The sequence below is a fragment of the Demequina silvatica genome (genome assembly GCF_000971215.1).
Taxonomy (GTDB): domain Bacteria; phylum Actinomycetota; class Actinomycetes; order Actinomycetales; family Demequinaceae; genus Demequina; species Demequina silvatica.
In genome coordinates this window covers 388,749-408,421 of the sequence record NZ_BBMA01000002.1, presented here as the reverse complement: position 1 = coordinate 408,421, position 19,673 = coordinate 388,749, and the positions used below count along the sequence as shown (strand labels likewise).

General features: G+C 72.8%; 18 protein-coding genes, 1 tRNA gene and 1 pseudogene. 13 read left to right on the top strand and 7 right to left on the bottom strand.

The features are described from left to right. The first annotated feature begins 45 nt into the window (after nt 1-45). Both AOM05_RS01945 and nhaA read left to right on the top strand, forming a co-directional pair. Nucleotides 46-750, top strand: coding sequence for a response regulator transcription factor (locus tag AOM05_RS01945; RefSeq protein ID WP_062518965.1), 705 nt, complete (start codon nt 46-48; stop codon nt 748-750). 49 nt (nt 751-799) lie between these two features. Beyond that, nucleotides 800-2,146 (top strand): Na+/H+ antiporter NhaA, encoded by a 1,347-nt coding sequence (gene nhaA, locus AOM05_RS01940; RefSeq protein ID WP_228373179.1) that lies wholly within the window; start codon nt 800-802, stop codon nt 2,144-2,146. Nucleotides 2,147-2,172: 26 nt separating this feature from the next. Here the strand turns inward: nhaA and nth are convergent, their stop codons facing one another. Continuing rightward, on the bottom strand, nt 2,173-2,877 hold the full coding sequence (gene nth / locus AOM05_RS01935; protein WP_062518963.1) for an endonuclease III: 705 nt from the start codon (nt 2,875-2,877) through the stop codon (nt 2,173-2,175). Nucleotides 2,878-2,972: 95 nt separating this feature from the next. Here nth and AOM05_RS01930 point away from each other — a divergent pair, with 95 nt between their 5' ends. Both AOM05_RS01930 and AOM05_RS01925 read left to right on the top strand, forming a co-directional pair. Then, nucleotides 2,973-3,377 (top strand): hypothetical protein, encoded by a 405-nt coding sequence (locus AOM05_RS01930; protein WP_062518961.1) that lies wholly within the window; start codon nt 2,973-2,975, stop codon nt 3,375-3,377. A gap of 1 nt (nt 3,378) precedes the next feature. Continuing rightward, nucleotides 3,379-4,071 carry a Crp/Fnr family transcriptional regulator gene (locus tag AOM05_RS01925; protein WP_062518959.1) on the top strand — a complete coding sequence of 231 codons (693 nt, stop codon included), beginning with the start codon at nt 3,379-3,381 and terminating at the stop codon, nt 4,069-4,071. Between the two features lie 98 nt (nt 4,072-4,169). Here the strand turns inward: AOM05_RS01925 and AOM05_RS01920 are convergent, their stop codons facing one another. Both AOM05_RS01920 and sp36 read right to left on the bottom strand, forming a co-directional pair. After that, the gene (locus tag AOM05_RS01920; RefSeq protein ID WP_062518957.1) at nt 4,170-4,643 is read right to left on the bottom strand and encodes a RidA family protein; all 474 of its coding nucleotides are present in this window, start codon (nt 4,641-4,643) and stop codon (nt 4,170-4,172) included. A gap of 2 nt (nt 4,644-4,645) precedes the next feature. Further along, the gene (gene sp36 / locus AOM05_RS14100) at nt 4,646-4,804 is read right to left on the bottom strand and encodes a Sp36 family protein (protein ID WP_156156006.1); all 159 of its coding nucleotides are present in this window, start codon (nt 4,802-4,804) and stop codon (nt 4,646-4,648) included. A gap of 78 nt (nt 4,805-4,882) precedes the next feature. Between sp36 and AOM05_RS01915 the strand changes: the two genes are divergently transcribed. From AOM05_RS01915 to AOM05_RS01900, 4 genes are all read left to right on the top strand, one after another. Further along, the gene (locus AOM05_RS01915; RefSeq protein WP_062518954.1) at nt 4,883-7,435 is read left to right on the top strand and encodes a penicillin-binding protein; all 2,553 of its coding nucleotides are present in this window, start codon (nt 4,883-4,885) and stop codon (nt 7,433-7,435) included. A 2-nt stretch (nt 7,436-7,437) separates the two neighbouring features. After that, nucleotides 7,438-8,340, top strand: a complete 903-nt coding sequence (locus AOM05_RS01910) for a metallophosphoesterase (protein WP_369401109.1) — start codon at nt 7,438-7,440, stop codon at nt 8,338-8,340. A gap of 47 nt (nt 8,341-8,387) precedes the next feature. Continuing rightward, a tRNA-Pro gene (locus tag AOM05_RS01905) sits at nt 8,388-8,461 on the top strand. 184 nt (nt 8,462-8,645) lie between these two features. Continuing rightward, nucleotides 8,646-10,214 (top strand): L-lactate permease, encoded by a 1,569-nt coding sequence (locus tag AOM05_RS01900; protein ID WP_062518952.1) that lies wholly within the window; start codon nt 8,646-8,648, stop codon nt 10,212-10,214. 173 nt (nt 10,215-10,387) lie between these two features. On the opposite strand, the gene AOM05_RS01895 is transcribed toward AOM05_RS01900, so the two are convergent. Then, nucleotides 10,388-11,431 (bottom strand): aspartate-semialdehyde dehydrogenase, encoded by a 1,044-nt coding sequence (locus AOM05_RS01895; RefSeq protein ID WP_062518950.1) that lies wholly within the window; start codon nt 11,429-11,431, stop codon nt 10,388-10,390. Continuing rightward, nucleotides 11,428-12,699: an aspartate kinase gene (locus tag AOM05_RS01890; protein ID WP_174442350.1), complete on the bottom strand. Its 1,272-nt coding sequence runs from the start codon at nt 12,697-12,699 to the stop codon at nt 11,428-11,430. Before AOM05_RS01890 ends, AOM05_RS01895 begins: the two co-directional genes overlap by 4 nt. 115 nt (nt 12,700-12,814) lie before the next feature. Between AOM05_RS01890 and AOM05_RS01885 the strand changes: the two genes are divergently transcribed. From AOM05_RS01885 to AOM05_RS01865, 5 genes are all read left to right on the top strand, one after another. After that, nucleotides 12,815-14,332 carry a carboxylesterase/lipase family protein gene (locus AOM05_RS01885; RefSeq protein ID WP_062518948.1) on the top strand — a complete coding sequence of 506 codons (1,518 nt, stop codon included), beginning with the start codon at nt 12,815-12,817 and terminating at the stop codon, nt 14,330-14,332. Between the two features lie 99 nt (nt 14,333-14,431). Further along, nucleotides 14,432-15,367, top strand: a complete 936-nt coding sequence (locus AOM05_RS01880) for an ABC transporter ATP-binding protein (protein WP_062518946.1) — start codon at nt 14,432-14,434, stop codon at nt 15,365-15,367. Then, nucleotides 15,364-16,587, top strand: coding sequence for an ABC transporter permease (locus AOM05_RS01875; RefSeq protein WP_062518944.1), 1,224 nt, complete (start codon nt 15,364-15,366; stop codon nt 16,585-16,587). Before AOM05_RS01880 ends, AOM05_RS01875 begins: the two co-directional genes overlap by 4 nt. A gap of 88 nt (nt 16,588-16,675) precedes the next feature. Continuing rightward, complete coding sequence (locus AOM05_RS01870) at nt 16,676-17,605, top strand: ATP-binding cassette domain-containing protein (RefSeq protein WP_062518942.1); 930 nt, start codon at nt 16,676-16,678, stop codon at nt 17,603-17,605. Beyond that, the gene (locus AOM05_RS01865; RefSeq protein ID WP_062518940.1) at nt 17,602-18,783 is read left to right on the top strand and encodes an ABC transporter permease; all 1,182 of its coding nucleotides are present in this window, start codon (nt 17,602-17,604) and stop codon (nt 18,781-18,783) included. The genes AOM05_RS01870 and AOM05_RS01865 overlap by 4 nt, the downstream gene beginning before the upstream one ends. Here the strand turns inward: AOM05_RS01865 and recR are convergent. Together recR and AOM05_RS14370 are read right to left on the bottom strand one after the other, a co-directional pair. After that, the gene (gene recR, locus AOM05_RS01860; protein WP_062518938.1) at nt 18,776-19,372 is read right to left on the bottom strand and encodes a recombination mediator RecR; all 597 of its coding nucleotides are present in this window, start codon (nt 19,370-19,372) and stop codon (nt 18,776-18,778) included. The two genes, AOM05_RS01865 and recR, sit on opposite strands and share 8 nt — an antisense overlap. Before the next feature lie 52 nt (nt 19,373-19,424). Further along, nucleotides 19,425-19,673, bottom strand: a pseudogene (locus AOM05_RS14370) (hypothetical protein); the annotation flags it as partial.

The following is a 19,673-nucleotide window of genomic DNA, read 5'->3' as shown; positions in this document are numbered from 1 at the left end:
TCTCAGACCTGGCACCGCTAAAGTGAAGCGCAATCGGAGGTGGCGATGGCAGACCTGCTCGTGCTCACACCGTCAGCTGACGGCGCGGCCGACGTCCTGCCTGCCCTCGCGCTCCTGTCCCACCGGACCCGCGTGGTCGCGCCCGAGCCGTCCGCGATGCTCGACGCGATGGACGCCGACGTCCTGGTGGTCGACGCCCGCACCGACCTGGTCGAGGCCCGCAACAACTGCAACCTCATCCAGGTGACCGGCGTGGCGGTGCCGCTGCTGCTGGTGCTGCGCGAGGGCGGCATGTCGATCGTCAACGCGGACTGGGGCGCCGCGGACGTGGTGCTCGCGGAGGCGTCCCCGGCCGAGGTCGAGGCCCGCATCCGGCTCCTCATCGGCCGCGCGAACGCCGCCGACCCGCTCGACCGCGTCGCCGAGTTCTCCTCGGGCGACCTCACGGTCGACGTGGGCGGCTACACCGCGCGCCTCAAGGGCGTGCCGCTCGACCTCACCTACAAGGAGTTCGAGCTCCTCAAGTACCTCATGCAGCACCCGGGCCGCGTGTACACCCGCGACCAGCTGCTCCAGGAGGTGTGGGGCTTCGACTACTACGGCGGTACCCGCACCGTCGACGTCCACGTGCGCCGCCTGCGCGCCAAGCTGGGCGCCGAGCACGAGCAGCTGATCGGCACCGTCCGCAACGTCGGCTACCGGTTCGACCCTCCTCAGCCGCAGCGCACGGGGGTTCAGGAGACCGTCTGACGCTCTCGATAGGATGGCGGCGACCCCCCGTAGCCGTCCCAGGAGCGTCATGACCTCGAGCCCAGCCGCCCGCCTCTTCTCGCGCCTGACGCCGTCCACCGAACGGACGCTCGTCGACGTGCTGCGGACGGAGCGTGCCGGCGGGATCCTGCTGCTCGTCGGCACCGCGGCGGCGCTGATCTTCGCGAACACGGGCCTCCAGGGCTTCTACGAGCGGCTGAGCGACTTCACCATCGGCCCGCACGCCCTGCACCTCGACCTCACCATCGCCACGTGGGCCAAGGACGGACTGCTCGCGATCTTCTTCTTCGTGGTCGGCCTCGAGCTCAAGCGCGAGATCGTGGCCGGCGAGCTGCGCCGCCCCGCCACCGCGATCGTCCCCATCGTGGCCGCGGTGGGCGGCATGGCAGTGCCGGCCCTGCTCTACGTGGTCTTCAACCTGGGCCCCGACGGCTCGCTCGAGGGCTGGGCGGTGCCGACGGCGACCGACATCGCGTTCGCGATCGCGGTGCTCGCCGTGGTGGGCAAGTGGCTGCCGAACGCGCTGCGCGCGTTCCTCCTCACGCTCGCCGTGGTCGACGACCTGCTGGCGATCATCATCATCGCGGTGTTCTTCTCCGAGGACCTCAACTTCCTGTGGCTCGCGGCGGCCGTGGTCACCATCGTGATCTTCGGGCTGCTGATCCGGAAGGGCTGGGGCAGCGCCTACCTGCTGTTCCCCATCGCCTTCGCGGCATGGGCGTTCATGCACGCCTCGGGCATCCACGCGACCATCGCCGGCGTCGCGCTCGGCATGATGGTGCCCGCCGTGGCCCGCAAGGGCGAGCGCACCTCGCTCGCAGAGCACTGGGAGCACGTGTGGCGGCCCGTCTCGGCCGCGGTCGCGGTGCCGGTGTTCGCGTTCTTCGCCGCCGGAGTCACCATCAACTCCGAGGCGATCTCCGAGCTGGTCTCGAGCCCCGTCGCGCACGGCGTCATGGCGGGCCTGGTGATCGGCAAGCCGCTCGGCATCGTGCTCGCCACCTGGCTGGTCGCGACCTTCACGCGCGCGCAGCTGGACCGCGGCCTGTCCTGGCTCGACGTCACCGGCATGGGCATGCTCGCGGGCATCGGCTTCACGGTGTCGCTGCTGATCGGCGACCTCGCCTTCGGCGGCGAGAACGCGGAGGTGGTGAAGCTGTCCGTGCTGTCCGCCTCCGTGCTCGCGGCGGCGCTGGGCGCGTCCCTGCTGTTCGCGCGCGACCGGTTCTACCGCAAGCTCTACGAGCGTCGCTCGACCCCCGTGCCGCTGCCGTCCAACCGGATGGCCAAGCCGCACGAGCTCGGGAGGTCCGTCGGGGTCGACCCGGCCGAGGTGGGCGTCGAGGAGCCGCCGGCGGAGGACAAGGCGCACTAGCGCATCGTCCCCGTCCGGACCGGGCGCTACCCGTCGACGCGTACCTTCGCGCCGGGCGCGGTGGGGCACAGCGCCGCGATCTCGCAGCTGCCGCAGTCGGGCTTGCGCGCCATGCAGCGACGGCGGCCGTGGAAGATCACGCGATGCGACCACAGGGTCCACTCGCGCCGCTCGATCAGCGCCATGAGGTCGCGCTCGACCACCACCGGGTCGTCGTTGACGGTGAGCCCCAGGCGGCGCGCGAGCCGGCCCATGTGGGTGTCGACGGTGATGCCGGGGACGTCGAACGCGTTGCCCAGCACCACGTTGGCGGTCTTGCGGCCCACGCCGCGCAGGGTGACCAGGTCGCGCTGGCGGCCGGGCACGTCGCCGTCGTAGCGCTCGACCAGGTCGCGGGACAGGCCCAGCAGCGACTCGGCCTTGGCGCGGAAGAAGCCGGTGGGGCGGATGAGCGCCTCGAGCTCGTCGCGGTCGGCGCCCGCCATGGCCGCCGCGTCCGGGTAGCGCGCGAACAGGGCGGGGGTGACCTGGTTGACGCGCACGTCCGTGCACTGCGCGCTCAGCACCGTCGCGACGAGCAGCTCGAACGGGTTGCGGTAGTCGAGCTCGCAGTGCGCGTCGGGGTAGACCTCCGCGAGCGCGCGGTTGATGGCGCGGGCGCGCCGCACCAGCGCCACCGGCGGCGTCGCCTGGGTGGACGAGGCGACGGTGAGGGGGGTGCGGCCGGCCATGGCCTCACCCTAGCGAGCGCTCAAGGGCCCGGGGCCCGCCGCCGATAGACGGAGGGACAGGCGCACGGGATGCGCGAGGCCCGAGGGAGGTGGACGTGACCGCTGCGGTAACCGCCGACGTGATCGCCGACCTTCGCCAGCGCCGCAGGGACATGCGCCGCGAGCTCGCCCGCGTGCGGTGGTGGCGCCGCCTGGTGCACGCCCGCCGCGAGCTGGCCCTCGCGTTCCTCGCGCAGCCGGACGTGCACTCGTCCACGGCGCTCGACCTGTCGTGGGAGGCGCTCGCCGCCGGCGCGCCCACGTCCTCCGAGCTCGCGGCGGCGGTGTGGCCCGATTCCACGGGTTTCACGGTCGGTTCGCTCGAGGACCTGGGAGCGCTCGACGCGCGGCTCGGTGAGTACGAATCCCGGGTGGCCGCCACCCTTGATAATGTGACGGCCCAGATGGTGCGTGCGTTGGCGCATGCGCATCAGGCGGAGATTGCGACCAAGGAGGCGTGACATGGCCGAGGCGGGCCGCGAGGAGCAGCTGCTCCGGTCGTCGCCGCTCTTCGGCGGCATGGATGCCGCCACGGCGCGTTCGCTGATCTCCCAGATGAAGCGCCGCGAGCTCTCCCGCGGCGAGAACCTCTTCGTCGAGGGCGACGACGGCCACGCGCTCTACGTGGTGGTCAAGGGCAAGGTGAAGCTCGCCCGCACGGCCCGCGACGGCCGCGAGAACCTCCTCGCGCTCGTGGGCGTGGGCGACATGCTCGGCGAGCTGTCCGTCTTCGACCCGGGCCCGCGCCTGTCCCGCGCCCACACCGTCGAGGACACCGTGGTCTACGAGCTGCCCAAGCAGGTGCTCGACGTGTGGCTCGACGACCACCTCGAGATGTCCCGCCACATGCTGCGCGCCCTCGCGCAGCGCATCCGTCGCCAGTCCAACACCATGGCGGACCTGGTGTTCTCCGACGTCCCAGGCCGCGTCGCCAAGGCGATCCTCGACCTGGGCCACCGCTTCGGACGCATGGAGCGCGGCCACGTGACCGTGCGGCACGGCCTCACCCAGGAGGAGCTCGCCCAGCTGGTGGGCGCCTCCCGCGAGACGGTGAACAAGGCGCTCGCGGACTTCGCGTCGCGCGGCTGGATCGACGTGCACATCGGCGCCGTCGAGGTCTACGAGCCCGAGCGCCTGCGCGCCCGCTCCCGCTGATCCCCGCCCGGCGCCACCGACCGGGCCCGTCCCTGGTGCCACGGGGTCAGGGGACGATGCGCGGGCCGGGTGACCCGTGCATCGTCCCCCGAAGGTCGCTACAGGGCGCGCAGGGCGACCGTGATCTCGACCTCGACGGGCGCGCCGAGCGGCAGCGCCGCGACGCCGACCGCCGAGCGGGCGTGGCGCCCGGCCTCGCCGAAGACCTCGACCATGAGGCTCGAGGCGCCGTTGAGGACCGCGGGCTGCGCCGTGAAGCCGGGCGCGGACGCCACGAAGCCGGTCACCTTGACCACGGACTCGATGCTGTCGAGCCCGCCCGCGGCCTGAGCCGCAGCGGCGAGCGCGTTGAGCGCGCACTGGCGGGCGCACTCGACCGCGCGCTCGGGCGTGACGTCGCCGGCGCGCTGGCCCACCATGCCCACGGCGAGCAGGTCGCCGTCGGCGAGCGGGAGCTGGCCCGACGTGTGCACCAGGTCGCCGTGGCGCCGGGCGGGCACGTAGGTGCCCACGGGCGTCGCGACCTCGGGCAGGGACAGGCCGAGCGCGGCGAGGCGCTGGCTCGCCGACACCTCTACTTCTCCCCGCTGGGGCGCTTGAGGTAGGCGACCAGGCCGCCGGTCGGGCCCGTCACCACCTGGACGAGCTCCCAGCCGTCGGAGCCCCACTGGTCGAGGATCTGCTTGGTGACGTGGTCGATGAGCGGAACGGTCGCGTATTCCCATGTGGTCATGCCGCCGAGCCTAGCCCGGGGCGCCCCGCGCCGGGGGTCCCTGGCGGGGCTCTCAGGAGCCTCCCTTACCATTGCTGCATGCCTTCGTCCTCCTCGCGCCCCCGCACCAAGGTGACGTTCGTCCACCTCGTCACCGCGCTCGCGCTGTTCGTCGCCCTCTCGATCATGGGCGGCTTCCTGGTCGCGGGCCTAGCTCTACCTGCGGTGACGGTCGCGGGATCCGCCGCGAGCGGCTCGGCCGAGCTGTTCGAGGAGCTGCCGGAGGAGCTGTCCGCCGTGACCCTGCCCCAGCAGTCGAACATCTACGACCGCACGGGCAAGCACCTGCTCGCCACGTTCTACGACCAGAACCGCGTGGTGGTCCCGCTCGAGGACATCTCGCCGTGGCTGCAGAACGCGGTGGTGTCCATCGAGGACAAGCGCTTCTGGCTGCACCACGGCGTCGACGGCGAGGGCCTGCTCCGCGCGGCGTACGTCAACCTCACGTCGCCCGACTCGCCCGGCGCGTCGACCCTCACGCAGCAGCTGGTGAAGAACACGCTCCTGCAGAAGGCGATCCTGTCCGACGACGAGGACGCGCAGGACTCCGCGACCGAGGTGTCGCTGTCCCGCAAGATCCGCGAGTGGCGCCTCGCCCTCGCGCTCGAGGAGAACCTGGACCGCGAGTACGGCGTCGAGTGCGACGAGACGGAGCCGAAGGTCGACTGCGGCAAGGAGCAGGTGCTCGAGCAGTACCTCAACATCGCGCAGTTCGGCGCGAACACGTACGGCGCCGAGGCCGCCTCGCAGCTGTACTTCTCCAAGTCCGCCAAGGACCTCAACGCGATCGAGGCGGCGACCATCGCCGGCATCACGCAGAACCCGTCGAAGTGGGACCCGATCCGCTACCCGCAGAACGCGAAGGCCCGCCGCGACACCGTGCTGTACCAGATGTACCAGCAGGAGTTCATCACGGCCGAGGAGTACGACGAGTACAGCTCGATCCCGGTCGAGGAGACCCTCAAGGTCTCGAACCCGAAGTTCTCGTGCGTCGCGGCGCAGGACGCGCCGTTCTTCTGCGACTACGTCACCAAGATCATCCGTCGCGACGACGTGTTCAACAAGGACGGCGCGGAGCTCACCGGCGCGGAGCTGCTGAGCCGTGGTGGCCTCGACGTCATCACCACGCTCGACCTCAAGAAGCAGAAGGCGGCGAACAGCGCGCTGGCGGACGCCCTGCCTGCGGACGACCCGAGCGGCTGGGCGATGGCGCTCGTGTCGCTCGACCCGAGCACGGGGCAGATCCTCGCGATGGCGCAGTCGAAGACGTTCGACCCGTCGGCGGAGGAGGAGGGGTCCACCGCGATCAACTACTCCGTCGACCGCGAATGGGGCGGCTCGCGCGGCTTCTCGCCCGGATCGACGTTCAAGCCGATCATCCTCACCGAGTGGCTGAAGAGCGGGCGCACCCTCATGGAGAACGTGAGCGGCGCGCAGAAGGCCTACACGGGCGACTCGTGGAACGCCAAGTGCCTCGACAACCCGATGTTCTACTACGGCACGTGGGAGCCCGGGAACGTCGAGAACGCGTACACGTACACGCAGACGGTGCTCAAGGCGACCGCGAACTCGGTCAACACCGCGTACGTGAACATGACCAACCAGCTCGACCTGTGCAACATCCGCGACACGGCGGACCAGCTGGGCTTCCACCGCGCGGACGGCGAGGACTTCGAGGTGGTGCCGTCGATCGCGCTGGGCACCCAGAACGCGTCGCCGCTCACCATGGCGCAGGTCGCGCAGGTCTACGCGAACGAGGGCGTGCGCTGCGACCCGATCGCGATCCTGTCCGTGACGGACGCGGACGGCAAGGAGCTCGACGTGCCGCAGCAGAACTGCGAGCGCGTCATCGACAAGGAGATCGCCGACGGCGTCGCCTACGCGATGCAGGAGGTCATGAAGACGGGCTCCGGCCAGTACGTGAACCTTGCGGACGGGCGACCGTCCGCCGGCAAGACGGGCACCGCGAACAACAACACCCACACGTGGTTCATGGGCTACACCCCGAACCTGGTGGCGACGGTGTGGCTGGGCAACCCCAACGAGGACGAGCCGGGCCAGGGCATCACGCTCAACGGCACCTACTACCAGTACCTGTACGGATCCTCCCTCTCGGCGCCCACGTGGAAGGCCTACATGGACGCGGCGGTCACCGACCTGCCGGTCGAGCAGTTCTCCGACGCGAACGACGACGTGCTCTACGGCGAGCCGATCCCGGTCCCGTCGATCATCGGCATGACGCCGGAGGACGCCGCGGGCGTGGTCTCCTCCGCCGGCTTCACGCTGGCGTCCTCGGGCGGCGAGGTCTACACGACCGAGTACGCGCCGGGCACCATCGTGTCGCAGTCGCCGAGCGCCTACTACAAGACGCTCCCCGGCTCGACGGTCAGCTACTCGGTCGCGACGGACGTCCAGCCCGAGTGGTACACCAAGTGGCCCAAGGGCTGGGACCCGACGGTCGCGCCCGACGGGTACACGGGCGAGTGGCCGCCGGCCTGGTTCGAGACCAACCCGCCCGCGGGCTGGCCGGGGACGGGCGGCGACGGCGACAACGACGGCAACAACGGCAACGGCCGCGGACGGGGCAACTGAGCGTGGCGCGGCGCGCGGCGCTCGCCCTCGCGGGTGTGGCGGCGGCCGGGCTCGCGTGGTCGCTGGCGGAGGCGCGCGCCTACACGGTGCGCCGCCACGAGGTGCCGATCCTGCCGCCGGGCAGCCGGCCCCTGCGCCTGCTGCACCTGTCGGACCTGCACCTCACGCCGTCGCAGCGCGGCAAGGTGGCGTGGCTGCGACGCCTCGCCGACGAGCAGGTCGACGCCGTCATCACCACCGGTGACAACCTCGCGCACCCGGATGCGGTGCCGACGGTGCTCGAGGCGCTCGAGCCGCTGCTCGCCAAGCCGGGCGCGTTCGTGTTCGGCTCGAACGACTACCACGGCCCCCTGCCCAAGAACCCGCTCGCGTACTTCGCCGGCCCGTCGAGCCTCCAGGAGCGCCAGGCGCAGCTGCCCACCGAGGACCTGCGCGCGGGCCTCGCCGCGGGCGGCTGGGTGGACCTCAACAACGCGCGCGGCTCCGTCTCCGCGGTGGGCTCGGTGCTGGACCTGGTGGGCGTCGACGACCCTCACATCGGCCTCGACGTCATGCCCGCCGCCGCGGAGCGCGTCGCGGGCGCGGCGGTGCGGATCGGCGTGGCGCACGCGCCGTACATCCGCGTGCTCGACGGGATGGCCGCGGACGGCGCGGACCTGATCCTCGCCGGCCACACGCACGGCGGCCAGGTGTGCGTGCCGTTCTACGGCGCGCTGGTGACCAACTGCGACCTCGACACCAGCCGCGCGAGCGGCCTCCACGGCTGGCCGGGGGTGCGCCCCGACTCGGGCGGCACCGGCACCTACGTGCACGTGTCGGCCGGGCTCGGCACGTCGCCGTACACACCCATCCGGTTCGCCTGCCGCCCCGAGGCCACGGTCCTCACGCTGGTGCCGCGGGGCTGATTTCGTGTTTCGGCCCCGAGTCCGATATTCTTAGCGGGCTCAAAAACCGGGGTGTGGCGCAGCTTGGTAGCGCGCCTCGTTCGGGACGAGGAGGCCGCAGGTTCAAATCCTGTCACCCCGACGGTTGAGAGAAGGGCCGGATCCGTACGGATCCGGCCCTTCGCCTTTCCCTCCCGGGGGGACGATGCGCCGGTCGGGTGGGTCTCCCGCGCACCGTCGCGCGCTGGCGGCCCGGTTCCCGCGCCCGACGGACCGGTCCGCGCTAGCGTGAACCAGGGATGTTGTCGACGGCGGGAGGGTCGTTGATGGATACGCTGCTGGCCGCGCTGCCGATCGTGGTGGTGCTGGTGCTCATGATCGGGCTCAAGTGGTCGGCGATCTGGGCGGGCGTGACCGCGGCCGTGGTCGCGGTGGTGATCGCGCTGACCACCTTCGGGTTCGGCACCGACGAGGGCTTCGGGCGCGTCCAGGGCGTGACCGGCGTGGTGGTGAGCGCCGCCTGGACCGCGCTCACCGTGATGCTCATCATCGGGCCGGCGCTCGGCATCCACCACCTGCAGCAGAAGACCGGGGCGACCTCAGCGATCGAGGCGGGGCTCGCGCGCATCACTCCCGATCCGCGGGTGGCGGCCCTGCTCATCGCGTGGTTCTTCACGCTGCTCATCGAGGGTGCCGCCGGGTTCGGCACGCCGGTCGCGCTGTCCGCCCCGTTCCTGGTCGCGGCGGGCTTCAAGCCGGTCACCGCCGTGGTCGCCGCGATGGCGGGCAACGTGGCGGCCGTGCCGTTCGGCGCGGTGGGCACGCCCACGCTCGCGCAGGCGGCGATCGTGGACTACGACCCCGTGGACCTGTCCTGGGCGGTGTCGCCCTACATGGTGGTCACCGGCGTGATCCTGGCCCTGACCGTGGCGCGGCTGGTGGGGACGCTCATCCCGACGGCGGGGCCGCCGTGGAGGTGGATGGCGGTCGCCTACGTCGCGTTCTTCGCGCCGTACCTGCTCATCGCGCGCTTCGTGGGACCCGAGCTGCCGTCCCTCGTGGGGTCGATCCTGGGCGCCGGGGTGTTCATCGCGCTGGTGCGCGCCGTGGTGATGCGGCGGGCGCGCGCGCGTGTGCTGCTCACCGGGCCCGAGGAGGCCGCGGAGCGCGACGTCGAGCGCGCCGCCGACGCCGCGGAGCGCAGCGAGCCGCACCACATGGGCATGATGGCGGCCACGGCGCCGTACGCGATCCTGGTGGTGCTGGTGCTCCTCACCCGGCTGGTCCCGCCCATCAAGGACGCGTCCCAGTCGTGGGACGTCACGTGGAGCCTGTTCGACGGCGCATTCGGGGACGGCATCCAGCCGCTGTACCACCCCGGCCCGCTCCTGCTGGTGGCCTTCCTGGGCGGCGCGCTGTGGCAGCGCGCGACCCGGTCCGAGATCGGGGGAGCGTTCTCGGTCGCCACCCGGCAGGTGGTGCCGGTGTTCGCGGCGCTCGTCGCGATGGTCACCGTGGCGTACACGATGTCCGAGTCGGGCATGACCACGCAGCTCGCTGTCGCAGCGGCGGGAGCGGGCGCCGCGTGGCCGCTGCTGTCGCCCTTCGTGGGCGCGCTCGGCACGTTCATGACCGGCTCCGCGACGTCCTCGAACATCCTCTTCACCGACTTCCAGGACCTCACCGCCGGCGAGGCCGGGCTCGAGCAGCTGCCGCTGATCGGGGCGCAGAACGCCGGCGCCGCGATCGGCAACATGATCTGCCCGCACAACATCATCGCGGCGGCCGCGACGGTGGGGCTCGCGGGCCGCGAGGGCGAGCTGCTCAAGGGCACGCTGCCGGTGGCTCTCGTCACGCTGGTGCTGACCGGCGGGATGGCGCTGCTGCTCGCGTGAGGCGGGAGCGTGAGGCGACCGGCGCATCGTCCCCGGGCCCCCCGACCGCGCTCCACACGCGCGGCGCGATGTGAACGTGCCCCGCATGCAACTGGCGGCGCGTTCCTCGAGGAACGCGCCGCCAGCTGCAGAAAGCGTGTGGAGACCGGTCGCACCGGTCGCGGGGACGGAGCCTAGGCGGCCGCCTTCAGCCTGGCCGCGACCAGCTCCGCGATCTGCACCGCGTTGAGCGCGGCGCCCTTGCGCAGGTTGTCGCCCGAGACGAAGAGCACCAGTCCACGCGTGCCCTCGAGCGAGCGGTCCTGACGGATGCGGCCCACCAGCGACACGTCGCCGCCGGCGGCGGCCAGCGGGGTGGGGACCTCCGTCACCTGGACGCCGGGCGCGGCGGACAGGATCTCGTAGGCGTCCTCGGGCGTGATGCCCCGCTCGAACTCGGCGTTGATGGACAGCGAGTGGCCGGTGAACACGGGCACGCGCACGCAGGTGCCGGACACCAGGAGCTCGGGCAGGCCCAGGATCTTGCGGGACTCGTTGCGGAGCTTCTGCTCCTCGTCGGTCTCGTTCGAGCCGTCGTCCACCACGGAGCCGGCCAGCGGCACCACGTTGAACGCGATGGGGGCCACGTACTTCACAGGCGCGGGGAACTCGACCGCGGAGCCGTCGTGCGCGAGCGCGTCGGCGCCCTCGGCGGTGGCGAGGACCTGCGAGTGCAGCTCCTCGACGCCCGCGAGGCCCGAGCCGGACACGGCCTGGTACGAGCACACCACCAGGCGCTCGAGGCCCGCGGCCTCGTGGAGCGGCTTGAGGACGGGCATCGCGGCCATCGTGGTGCAGTTGGGGTTCGCGACGATCCCCTTGGGGATGCTGTCGAGCGCCTCGGGGTTGACCTCGGAGACCACCAGGGGCACCTCGGGGTCCTTGCGCCATGCCGACGAGTTGTCGATCACGATCGCGCCGGCCGCGGCGAACAGCGGCGCGTACTCCTGGGAGGCGGCGCCACCGGCGGAGAACAGCGCGATGTCGATGCCGGCGTAGTCGCCGGACGCGACGTCCTCGACCACGATGTCGCGACCCAGGTGGCCGAGCGTGCGGCCCGCCGAGCGCGAGGACGCGAAGAACCGCACCTCCGCGTCGGGGAAGCGCTCCGCGACCAGCTCGCGCATGACGGCGCCCACCTGACCGGTGGCGCCCACGACTGCAACTACCAGGCTCATCGTCCCGTCCCTCCGTACACCACGGCCTCGCCCTCGGTGGAGTCGAGCTCGAACGCCGTGTGGACCGCCTTGACCGCCTTCTCGAGGTCCGCGTCGCGCGTGACCACGGAGATGCGGATGTCCGAGGTGGTGATCATCTCGATGTTGACGCCCGCGTCACGCAGCGCCGCGAAGAACTTCGCGGACACGCCCGACGAGGACCGCATGCCGGCGCCGATGAGCGACACCTTGCCGATCGACTCGTCGGTGACGAGCTCGGCGTAGCCGATCGCGGCGTGGTCCGCCTCGATCGCCGCGATCGCCGCGGGGACCGAGGCGCCGGGCAGCGTGAAGGAGATGTCCGTGACGCCCGTGTTCGTCGCCGACACGTTCTGCACGATCATGTCGATGTTGACGTCGGCGCGCGCGACCGCCTCGAACAGGCGGGCGGCGGAGCCGGGCACGTCGGGGACGCCCGTGACGGTGATCTTCGCCTCGGACTTGTCGTGCGCGACTCCCGCGATGATCGGGTCTTCCATCTCGTCTCCTTCTTCAGTCTCGCCCACGACCCACGTTCCCTCCAGGCCGGAGAACGACGAGCGCACGTGGATGGGCACGTTGAACCGGCGCGCGTACTCGACGCAGCGGGGCATGAGCACCTTCGCGCCGGAGGCGGCCATGTCGAGCATCTCCTCGTAGGTGATGCGGTCGAGCTTGCGGGCGGAGGGGACCATGCGGGGGTCGGCGGAGAACACGCCGTCCACGTCCGTGTAGATCTCGCAGACGTCCGCGCCGAGCGCCGCGGCGAGCGCGACGGCGGTGGTGTCGGAGCCGCCGCGGCCGAGCGTGGTGACGTCCTGCGTCTCCTGGTTGAGGCCCTGGAAGCCCGCGACGATCGCGACGCGGCCCTCCTGCAGCGCACGCTGGAGGCGGCCGGGCGCGACGTCGATGATGCGCGCGCGCCCGTGGTGCTCGGTGGTGATGACGCCGGCCTGCGGGCCCGTGAACGCCTGCGCGGGGATGCCCTCGGAGCCGATCGCCATCGCGAGCAGCGCCATGGAGATGCGCTCGCCCGCCGTGAGCAGGATGTCCATCTCGCGCGGGTCGGGAGCGTCGCTCACCTGCTGCGCGAGGTCGATCAGCTCGTCCGTGGTGTCGCCCATCGCGGAGACCGTGACGACCACGTCGTGGCCCTCCCGCACCGTGTCCGCCACGCGACGCGCGACGCGCTTGAGCGCCTCGGCGTCGGAGACCGACGATCCGCCGTACTTCTGCACCACAAGGGACATGCAAGACTCCAGGAGGAATGGGGGTCCGTGACCGCACAGCGGACACGGTGTCTCATTCTAGGGGACGATGCGCGGGTCCCGGGCGGCCGATCGGTCCCGGTTCTAGGGTGGCCGGGTGACCCCTGACGCACCCGTTGTCCGTACTCGCGCCGGCGCCCTGAGCGGCGCCTGGCGCGACCACCTGTCCGCCGACGGCGGCGTGAGCCGCGCCGCGATCTTCCTGGGGATCCCGTACGCCGAGCCGCCCGTCGGCGCGCTGCGGTTCGCCGCGCCGCAACCTCGCGCGCCCTGGGACGGCGTGCGCCCGGCCGTCCTGCACGGTGCGACCCCGCAGCGCCGCTCCCCGTGGCCCGACTCGTACGTGCCCGAGCCCACCGTCCCCGGCGAGGACACCCTTACGCTCGACGTCGGCACGCCCGACCCGTCGCCCGACGCCGGCCTCCCCGTGCTGGTCTACGTCCACGGCGGGGCGTTCGTCGCCGGTTCCCACGCGAGCCCCTGGTACGGCGGGCAGGCCTTCCACCGCGACGGCGTGGTGACCGTGTCCGTCGCGTACCGGCTGGGCTTCGACGGCTTCGGCTGGATCGACGGCGCCCCGGGCAACCGCGGCGTGCGCGACTGGCTCGCCGCGCTCGCGTGGGTGCAGGAGAACATCCGCGCGTTCGGCGGGGACCCGGCCAAGGTGACCATCGCCGGACAGTCCGCGGGCGGCGCCGCCGTGATGCGCCTGCTCACCCTGCCGGCCTCGCGGGGCCTGTTCCGCGCCGCGCTCGCGCTCTCGCCCGCGGACGTGCCGGTGACGGCGGACGATGCGCGGGCGGCGGCCGCGCGGGTCGCGGCGGCCCTGGGGGTGGCGGCGGATCGCGACGGCTTCGCGTCGGTGAGCGAGGCGGCCCTGCTCGACGCGCAGGAGGCCGCCACGGAGCTCGATCCCGAGGACCCGCTTGCGGGCGCGATGGGACGGCGCGGGCTGCTGCTGTCGCCCGTGATCGACGGCGACCTGGTCCCCGACACGGTGAGCGGCGCGATCACCGCCGGCGTGGGCGCGGACGTCGCGCTGCTGATCGGCGCCACCGCGCACGAGTTCAACGCCGCGCTCGCGCACGTCACCGGCCTCGAGGGCGCCGAGCCGATGGACCTGCTCGCCCGCGGTGGCGTGCCCGCACGGGAGCGCGAGGCGCTCGCGTCGCGCGCCCCGGCCCGCGACGCCGCCTCCGTCGCCGGACAGGCGCTGACCGACGGCATGTTCCGCCGCCACGTCGCCCGCTGGGCCGGGCAGCGCGCGGCGACCGCCGCATCGTCCCTCACGTGGGCCTACGACTTCCGGTGGGCCTCACCCGTCGAGGGCCTGGCGGTGCACTGCCTGGAGCTGCCGTTCGGCTTCGACATCCTGCGCGAGCCCACGGCGCTGCGGCGCACGGGAGCCGAGCCGCCGCAGGCGCTCGCGGACGCCGTCCACGCCGACTGGCTGACGCTCATCCGCGAGGGCCGCGTGGACGCCCCGGTGCACGCCGACGGGTGCGCGACGGTCGTGTACGGGGAGCCCCTGCGCGACGTGCGGCCCGGATACCAGGGAGAGGAGCGCCTCGCGCTCGCGCTGGAGACCCCAGAAATGGGGGATCACCAGGAATAACATCCGGGGTGTCCCTGATAGGCGCGCGCTGCGCCGTGTGGGAGTGTGGGCTCACGGCGCGCGGCGAGGGGCCCGCGCCCGAGGGAACCTGGGGGAGAGATGACGGCGACGGAGCCGGAGGTGATGACCGCGGCGGTGAGCGCGCGCGGCGTCGCGAGAGCGTTCGGATCGGTGCAGGCGGTCGCCGACGCGACGCTCGAGGTGCGGCCGGGGACCGTGACCGCGTTGATCGGTCCCAACGGCTGCGGCAAGACCACGCTCATGCTGATGCTCGCCGGGCTGCTGCGGCCCGACGCCGGCGAGATCCGCGTCGCGGGAGCGGACCCGCGCCACGACTCGGCGGCCGTGCGGGCGTCGATCGGGTGGATGCCCGACCAGCTCGGATCCTGGGACAACCTCACCTGCCTGCAGACCCTCATCCTCATGGGGCGCGGGTACCGCCTTCACAAGGACGAGGCGCGCGAGCGCGGCACCGGGCTGCTGGCGATGGTCCACCTGAGCGAGTTCGCGGACCGACCCACGCGCGTGCTGTCCCGCGGGCAGAAGCAGCGCCTGTCGCTGGCGCGTGCGCTCATGAACGACCCCCAGGTGCTGCTGCTCGACGAGCCCGCGAACGGGCTCGACCCGCGCTCGCGCATCGAGCTGCGCACCCTGGTGCGCGACCTCGCGGCAGACGGCAAGGCCGTGCTGGTGTCGAGCCACGTGCTCGCCGAGCTCGACGAGATGGTCGACGACGCGGTCTTCATGTCGAAGGGCCGCACACTCGGCGACGAGGCCGCCGCGAAGGTGGCCGACGCGAAGCGCCGCTACCGGGTGTCGACGCTCGACGACGTCGCGCTGCGCACCGTCCTCAAGAACGGCGGGGTGCCGTTCGACGACGATCCTTCCGGCGTGGTCATCCGCGTGGGCAACGAGGAGGAGGCGTTCCAGGCGCTGGCGTGGCTGATGTCGCACGGCGTCAAGGTGCACCGCTTCGGGCCCGCGGGAAGCGCGCTCGAACAGACCTATATGTCGATGGAGGAGGAGCGGCGATGACCCTCGTGGACCAGAACCCGGCGCCCTCCGCGGCCCCCGACCCCGCATCGTCCCCGCGTCCGCGGGTCAAGGGCAACCCGTGGCTGCCCACCCCGAGCGGCGTGTGGCTCGTCACCGGAATCGAGCTGCGGCGCCGGCGCCCCACCGTGAAGGGGTGGATCTTCTACGGGCTGCTGCTCGCGGCCATCCTCGGGCTCGGGATCCTGCTCGCGGTGGTGAGTGGCGACGAGAAGACGTCGATGCCCATGGAGCTGGTGCTGGTGCTCGTGCTGGGCGCGGGCATGCTGATCGCGCCGTCGCTCGCGGCGACCTCGATCAACGGCGACTCCTCGGAGGGCGTGCTCGCACCGCTCCAGATGACGCGCCTCACCGCGGGCGACCTCGCGCTCGGCAAGCTCATCGCCTCCTGGGTGATCGCCTTCGCCGTGCTGCTCACCATGACGCCGTTCCTGGTCTACGCGTTCACGCGGTCGGGCTGGCACTGGGACGAGCTGCTCACCGTGATCGGCGTGATCCTGCTGGTGGTGCTCACGTCCACTGCCATCGGGCTGGCGTGGTCCTCGCTCGCGGCGCGCGCCGTCGCCTCCGTGTCGCTCGCGCACCTCACCACCGGCGCGCTCTTGCTGGGCACGCTGCTGGCGTTCGTGTTCGTGCAGCCGCTGGTGTCGGAGACCGTCAAGGACACCTCGAGCTACGTCGACTACGAGGCGCTGACGGAGGAGCAGCTCTACGCGTACGAGAACTGGGACTGGTCCGAGGTGGACCCGGCCACGCTGCCGTGCGTGACCAGCCAGGACCAGTGGGAGTACCCGGTCGCGCACACCGAGCAGATCGCGTGGCTGCTGCTGGCGAACCCGGTGGTCCTCATCGGGGAGTCGTCGCCGATCATCAGCTACGACACCTGGGAGGAGGACGGGCGCGCCGCGCCCGGACTGTTCGCGGAGATTCACCGCGCGGTCAGCGACGCGCGCATCGGGCCCTCCGAGGCGGACCTGGCGGGCCAGCAGTACGACGAGTGCGCGATGCTCGTCGCCGAGGCCAACGGCGAGCGCTACGACGACGGCTGGGAGGACCAGCAGGAGGTCAACTCGGTCTACCCGCGCGCCCCGTGGATCGGGCTCGGCGTCCAGGTGCTGCTCCTGATCGGCTCGCTGTGGATCGTCATCGCCCGCCTGCGGGTGCCGTACAAGAAGCTGCGTCAGGGCACGCGAGTGGCGTAGCCCCCGCCCGGCGGCCCGCGGCTCCCTGTGCCATGGTGAACTCAGGGCGTGCGGCCGCCGGCCGCCGCCGCATGGCGACGGGGGATCCATGACGGCGACCACCACGGGCGCGGGCGAGGCCGTCCTCGCGCACGGCGTCGCGGGCGGCGCCGGCGCCGGCGCGGGTGGCGTGGTCGAGGCGACCCTTACCGTTCCCGCGGCCACCGTCACCGCGCTCATCGGCCCCGTCGGCGCGGGCAAGACGGCGCTCCTGCGCATGCTCGCGGGTCGCGCCCGTGCGGAGGCGGGGGACATCCGGATCGCGGGCGAGGACCCGGCGACGGATCCGGCGGCGGTCCGCGCCGCCGTGGGGTGGGTGCCCGAGCAGCCCGGGTCCTGGGGCGCCGCGACGTGCCGGCGCGCGCTCACGCTCACGGGGCTCGCCCACGACCAGCGCGCCGCTGCGGCTCGTGAGCGGGCGGCGGCGGTGCTGGACGCCGTGGGGCTCGCGGACGTCGCGGACCGTCCGGCGCGGAGCCTCGCCCGCGTCCACCGGGCCAGGCTCGCGCTCGCGGTCGCGCTCATGGGCGACCCGCCGGTGGTGATGCTCGACGCCCCGGCGGCCGACCTCGACCCGCGCGGTCGCGACGACCTCCGGCGGATCCTGCGAGGCCTCGCGAAGGCGGGCACGGCGGTGCTGATCTCCGCCCGCGATCCCGACGAGGTCGACGAGATGATCGACGACGCGGTGTACATCGCCGACGGCTCCACGCTCGACGAGCAGGGCACCCTGCGCGCGCTCGACCCCCGCAGCCGATACTTGGTCGAGTCGCTCGACGACGGCGCCGTGCGCGCGCTCCTCGACGCGTCCCACGTGGACTACGAGCCGGTGCGCGACGGCGTCATCCTCCGGCTCGACGACGCGGACGAGGCCGCCCAGGCGCTCGCGTGGCTCGTGCGCAACGGCGTGCCGGTGCACCGGTTCGGCCTCGCGGGCGCGTCCGGTCGGGCCGTGCCCGACGGCGGCTCCGGGTCATGACCGCCGTGAGGGACGATGCGGCGGTCGCCCAGGCGGCGTCCGCGCCCGAGCCGTCGGCTCGCCGGGGCGTGCCGGGGAACCCGTGGGTGCCGACGCCGCGGCGCACGTGGATCGCTGTGCGCGTCGAGCTGGAGCGCAGGCGCCCGGGGCGGCGCGGGTGGGTGGCGCTGGGCCTGCTCGCGCTCGCGCTGGCGGGCGTCGGGGTCGCGGTGGTGGTGCTGGCGCCCGCGGGGGAGTCCTCGATCCCGATGGAGCTGCTGCTCCTGCTGATGCTGGTGGTCGGGCTGGTCGCGGCGCCGTCGCTCGCCGCGACGTCCGTGAACCGGGACGCCGCCGGTGGCGCGCTCGCGGCGCTGCAGATGACCAGGCTCACCGCCGCGGACATCGCGCTGGGCAAACTGCTGGCCGCGTGGCTGGTCGGGGCGGCCGGCATGCTTCCGCTGGTGCCGTTCCTCGGGGCGACCTGGGGGCGGTCGGGCTGGCGAGGCGGCGCGCTTGTGGTCACCGTCGCGGCCATCCTGTTGGTGGTCCTGGCCGCGACCGCCGCGGGACTGGCGTGGTCGGCGCATGTCGCCTCTCCCAGCACGTCCGTCGCGTTCGCACACCTCACCACCGCCGCGCTGATCCTCGGGACGCTGGTGCTGTTCGCGGTCACCCAGCCCTTGGTCGCGTCGCCTGCGCAGGTGAGCCAACGCTTCCTCGACTACGACGCGATGACGGAGGAGCAGCAGGCCGCCGTCGAGCAGGCGTGGGCCGCGGGCGACCTGTCGGGCATCGACGTCCCGTCGCTGCCGTGCCGCGAGGAGTCCTACGCGACCACGGTCGAGCGCACCGAGCGCACCGCCTGGATGCTGCTGGCGAACCCCGTGGTGTCCATCGCGGAGACCGCGCCGCTGGTGCGCCCGGACACCGCAGGGTCGGACGGCGCGGCGCCGGGGCTGTTCGCGCACACGCACGCGTGGGTGAGCGCGCAGCGGCTGGGCCCGGACCCCGCCGACCTGCTGTTCGACGAGTGCACCGCGCCACTCGACGTCGCCGCCACCGACACCGCCCGCGAGGACCGCGCGATGCTCGCGCCCGCCCCATGGGTCGGGCTCGGGGTGCAGGCGGTGCTGCTCGCCGCCGCGCTCGCGGTCACGGTGCGCAGGCTCCGCCTGCCCACCAGACGGGTCAGCTGACCTTGCGGCGACCCTCGAAGGCGCGGCCCAGGGTGACCTCGTCGGCGTACTCCAGGTCGCCGCCCACGGGCAGGCCCGACGCGAGGCGCGACACGGTCACGCCCATCGGCACGAGCATGCGCGCAAGGTACGTCGCGGTGGCCTCCCCCTCGATGTTGGGGTCGGTCGCGATGATGACCTCCTCGATGCGGCCGTCGCCCAGGCGGGTGAGGAGCTCGCGGATGCGGAGGTCGTCGGGGCCCACGCCGTTCATCGGGTCGATCGCGCCGCCGAGCACGTGGTACCGGCCGCGGAACTCGCGGGTGCGCTCGATCACCACCACGTCCTTGGGCTCCTCGACCACGCACAGCAGGTCCTCGGCGCGGCGCGGGTCCAGGCAGATGCGGCACTGCTCGGCCTCCGCGACGTTGCCGCAGGTGGTGCAGAAGCGCACCTTCTCCTTGACGGTGATGATCGCGTCGGCGAGGCGGCGGACGTCCGTCGGGTCGGCGGAGAGGATGTGGAACGCGATGCGCTGGGCGCTCTTGGGGCCGATGCCCGGGAGGTGCCCGAGCTCGTCGATGAGGTCCTGAACCGCGCCGTCGTACATGGGGACAAGCGTAGGCGCCCGGACCGACAGGCCCGGTCAGCCGCGCGCGCCGTCAGTCCTCGATGACCGTCCCGCCGAGCTCCTTCGCGAGGATCTCCGCCGCGCTGAGGCCGGCGTCCTCCGCGCGTGCGTCGTCCGCGGAGATCTCCTCCTCGTCGTGGAACGGGGGCTCGTCCTCGGGCGGCGGCACGTCCCACGGCGGCGGGGCATCCGAGGGGGACGATGCGGGGGTCGGGGCGGGCGCCGGCGTCGCCTGCCGCGCGGCAGGCGACGCGGACGCAACCGATGCGGCGGGCGCCGC

Coding starts and splice junctions, on each gene's coding strand:
- AOM05_RS01945 (WP_062518965.1), top strand. CDS start 46: ATGGCAGACCTGCTCGTGCTCACACCGTCAGCTGACGGCGCGGCCGAC.
- nhaA (WP_228373179.1), top strand. CDS start 800: ATGACCTCGAGCCCAGCCGCCCGCCTCTTCTCGCGCCTGACGCCGTCC.
- nth (WP_062518963.1), bottom strand. CDS start 2,877: ATGGCCGGCCGCACCCCCCTCACCGTCGCCTCGTCCACCCAGGCGACG.
- AOM05_RS01925 (WP_062518959.1), top strand. CDS start 3,379: ATGGCCGAGGCGGGCCGCGAGGAGCAGCTGCTCCGGTCGTCGCCGCTC.
- sp36 (WP_156156006.1), bottom strand. CDS start 4,804: ATGACCACATGGGAATACGCGACCGTTCCGCTCATCGACCACGTCACC.
- AOM05_RS01915 (WP_062518954.1), top strand. CDS start 4,883: ATGCCTTCGTCCTCCTCGCGCCCCCGCACCAAGGTGACGTTCGTCCAC.
- AOM05_RS01900 (WP_062518952.1), top strand. CDS start 8,646: ATGGATACGCTGCTGGCCGCGCTGCCGATCGTGGTGGTGCTGGTGCTC.
- AOM05_RS01895 (WP_062518950.1), bottom strand. CDS start 11,431: ATGAGCCTGGTAGTTGCAGTCGTGGGCGCCACCGGTCAGGTGGGCGCC.
- AOM05_RS01890 (WP_174442350.1), bottom strand. CDS start 12,699: ATGTCCCTTGTGGTGCAGAAGTACGGCGGATCGTCGGTCTCCGACGCC.
- AOM05_RS01880 (WP_062518946.1), top strand. CDS start 14,432: ATGACGGCGACGGAGCCGGAGGTGATGACCGCGGCGGTGAGCGCGCGC.
- AOM05_RS01875 (WP_062518944.1), top strand. CDS start 15,364: ATGACCCTCGTGGACCAGAACCCGGCGCCCTCCGCGGCCCCCGACCCC.
- AOM05_RS01870 (WP_062518942.1), top strand. CDS start 16,676: ATGACGGCGACCACCACGGGCGCGGGCGAGGCCGTCCTCGCGCACGGC.
- AOM05_RS01865 (WP_062518940.1), top strand. CDS start 17,602: ATGACCGCCGTGAGGGACGATGCGGCGGTCGCCCAGGCGGCGTCCGCG.
- recR (WP_062518938.1), bottom strand. CDS start 19,372: ATGTACGACGGCGCGGTTCAGGACCTCATCGACGAGCTCGGGCACCTC.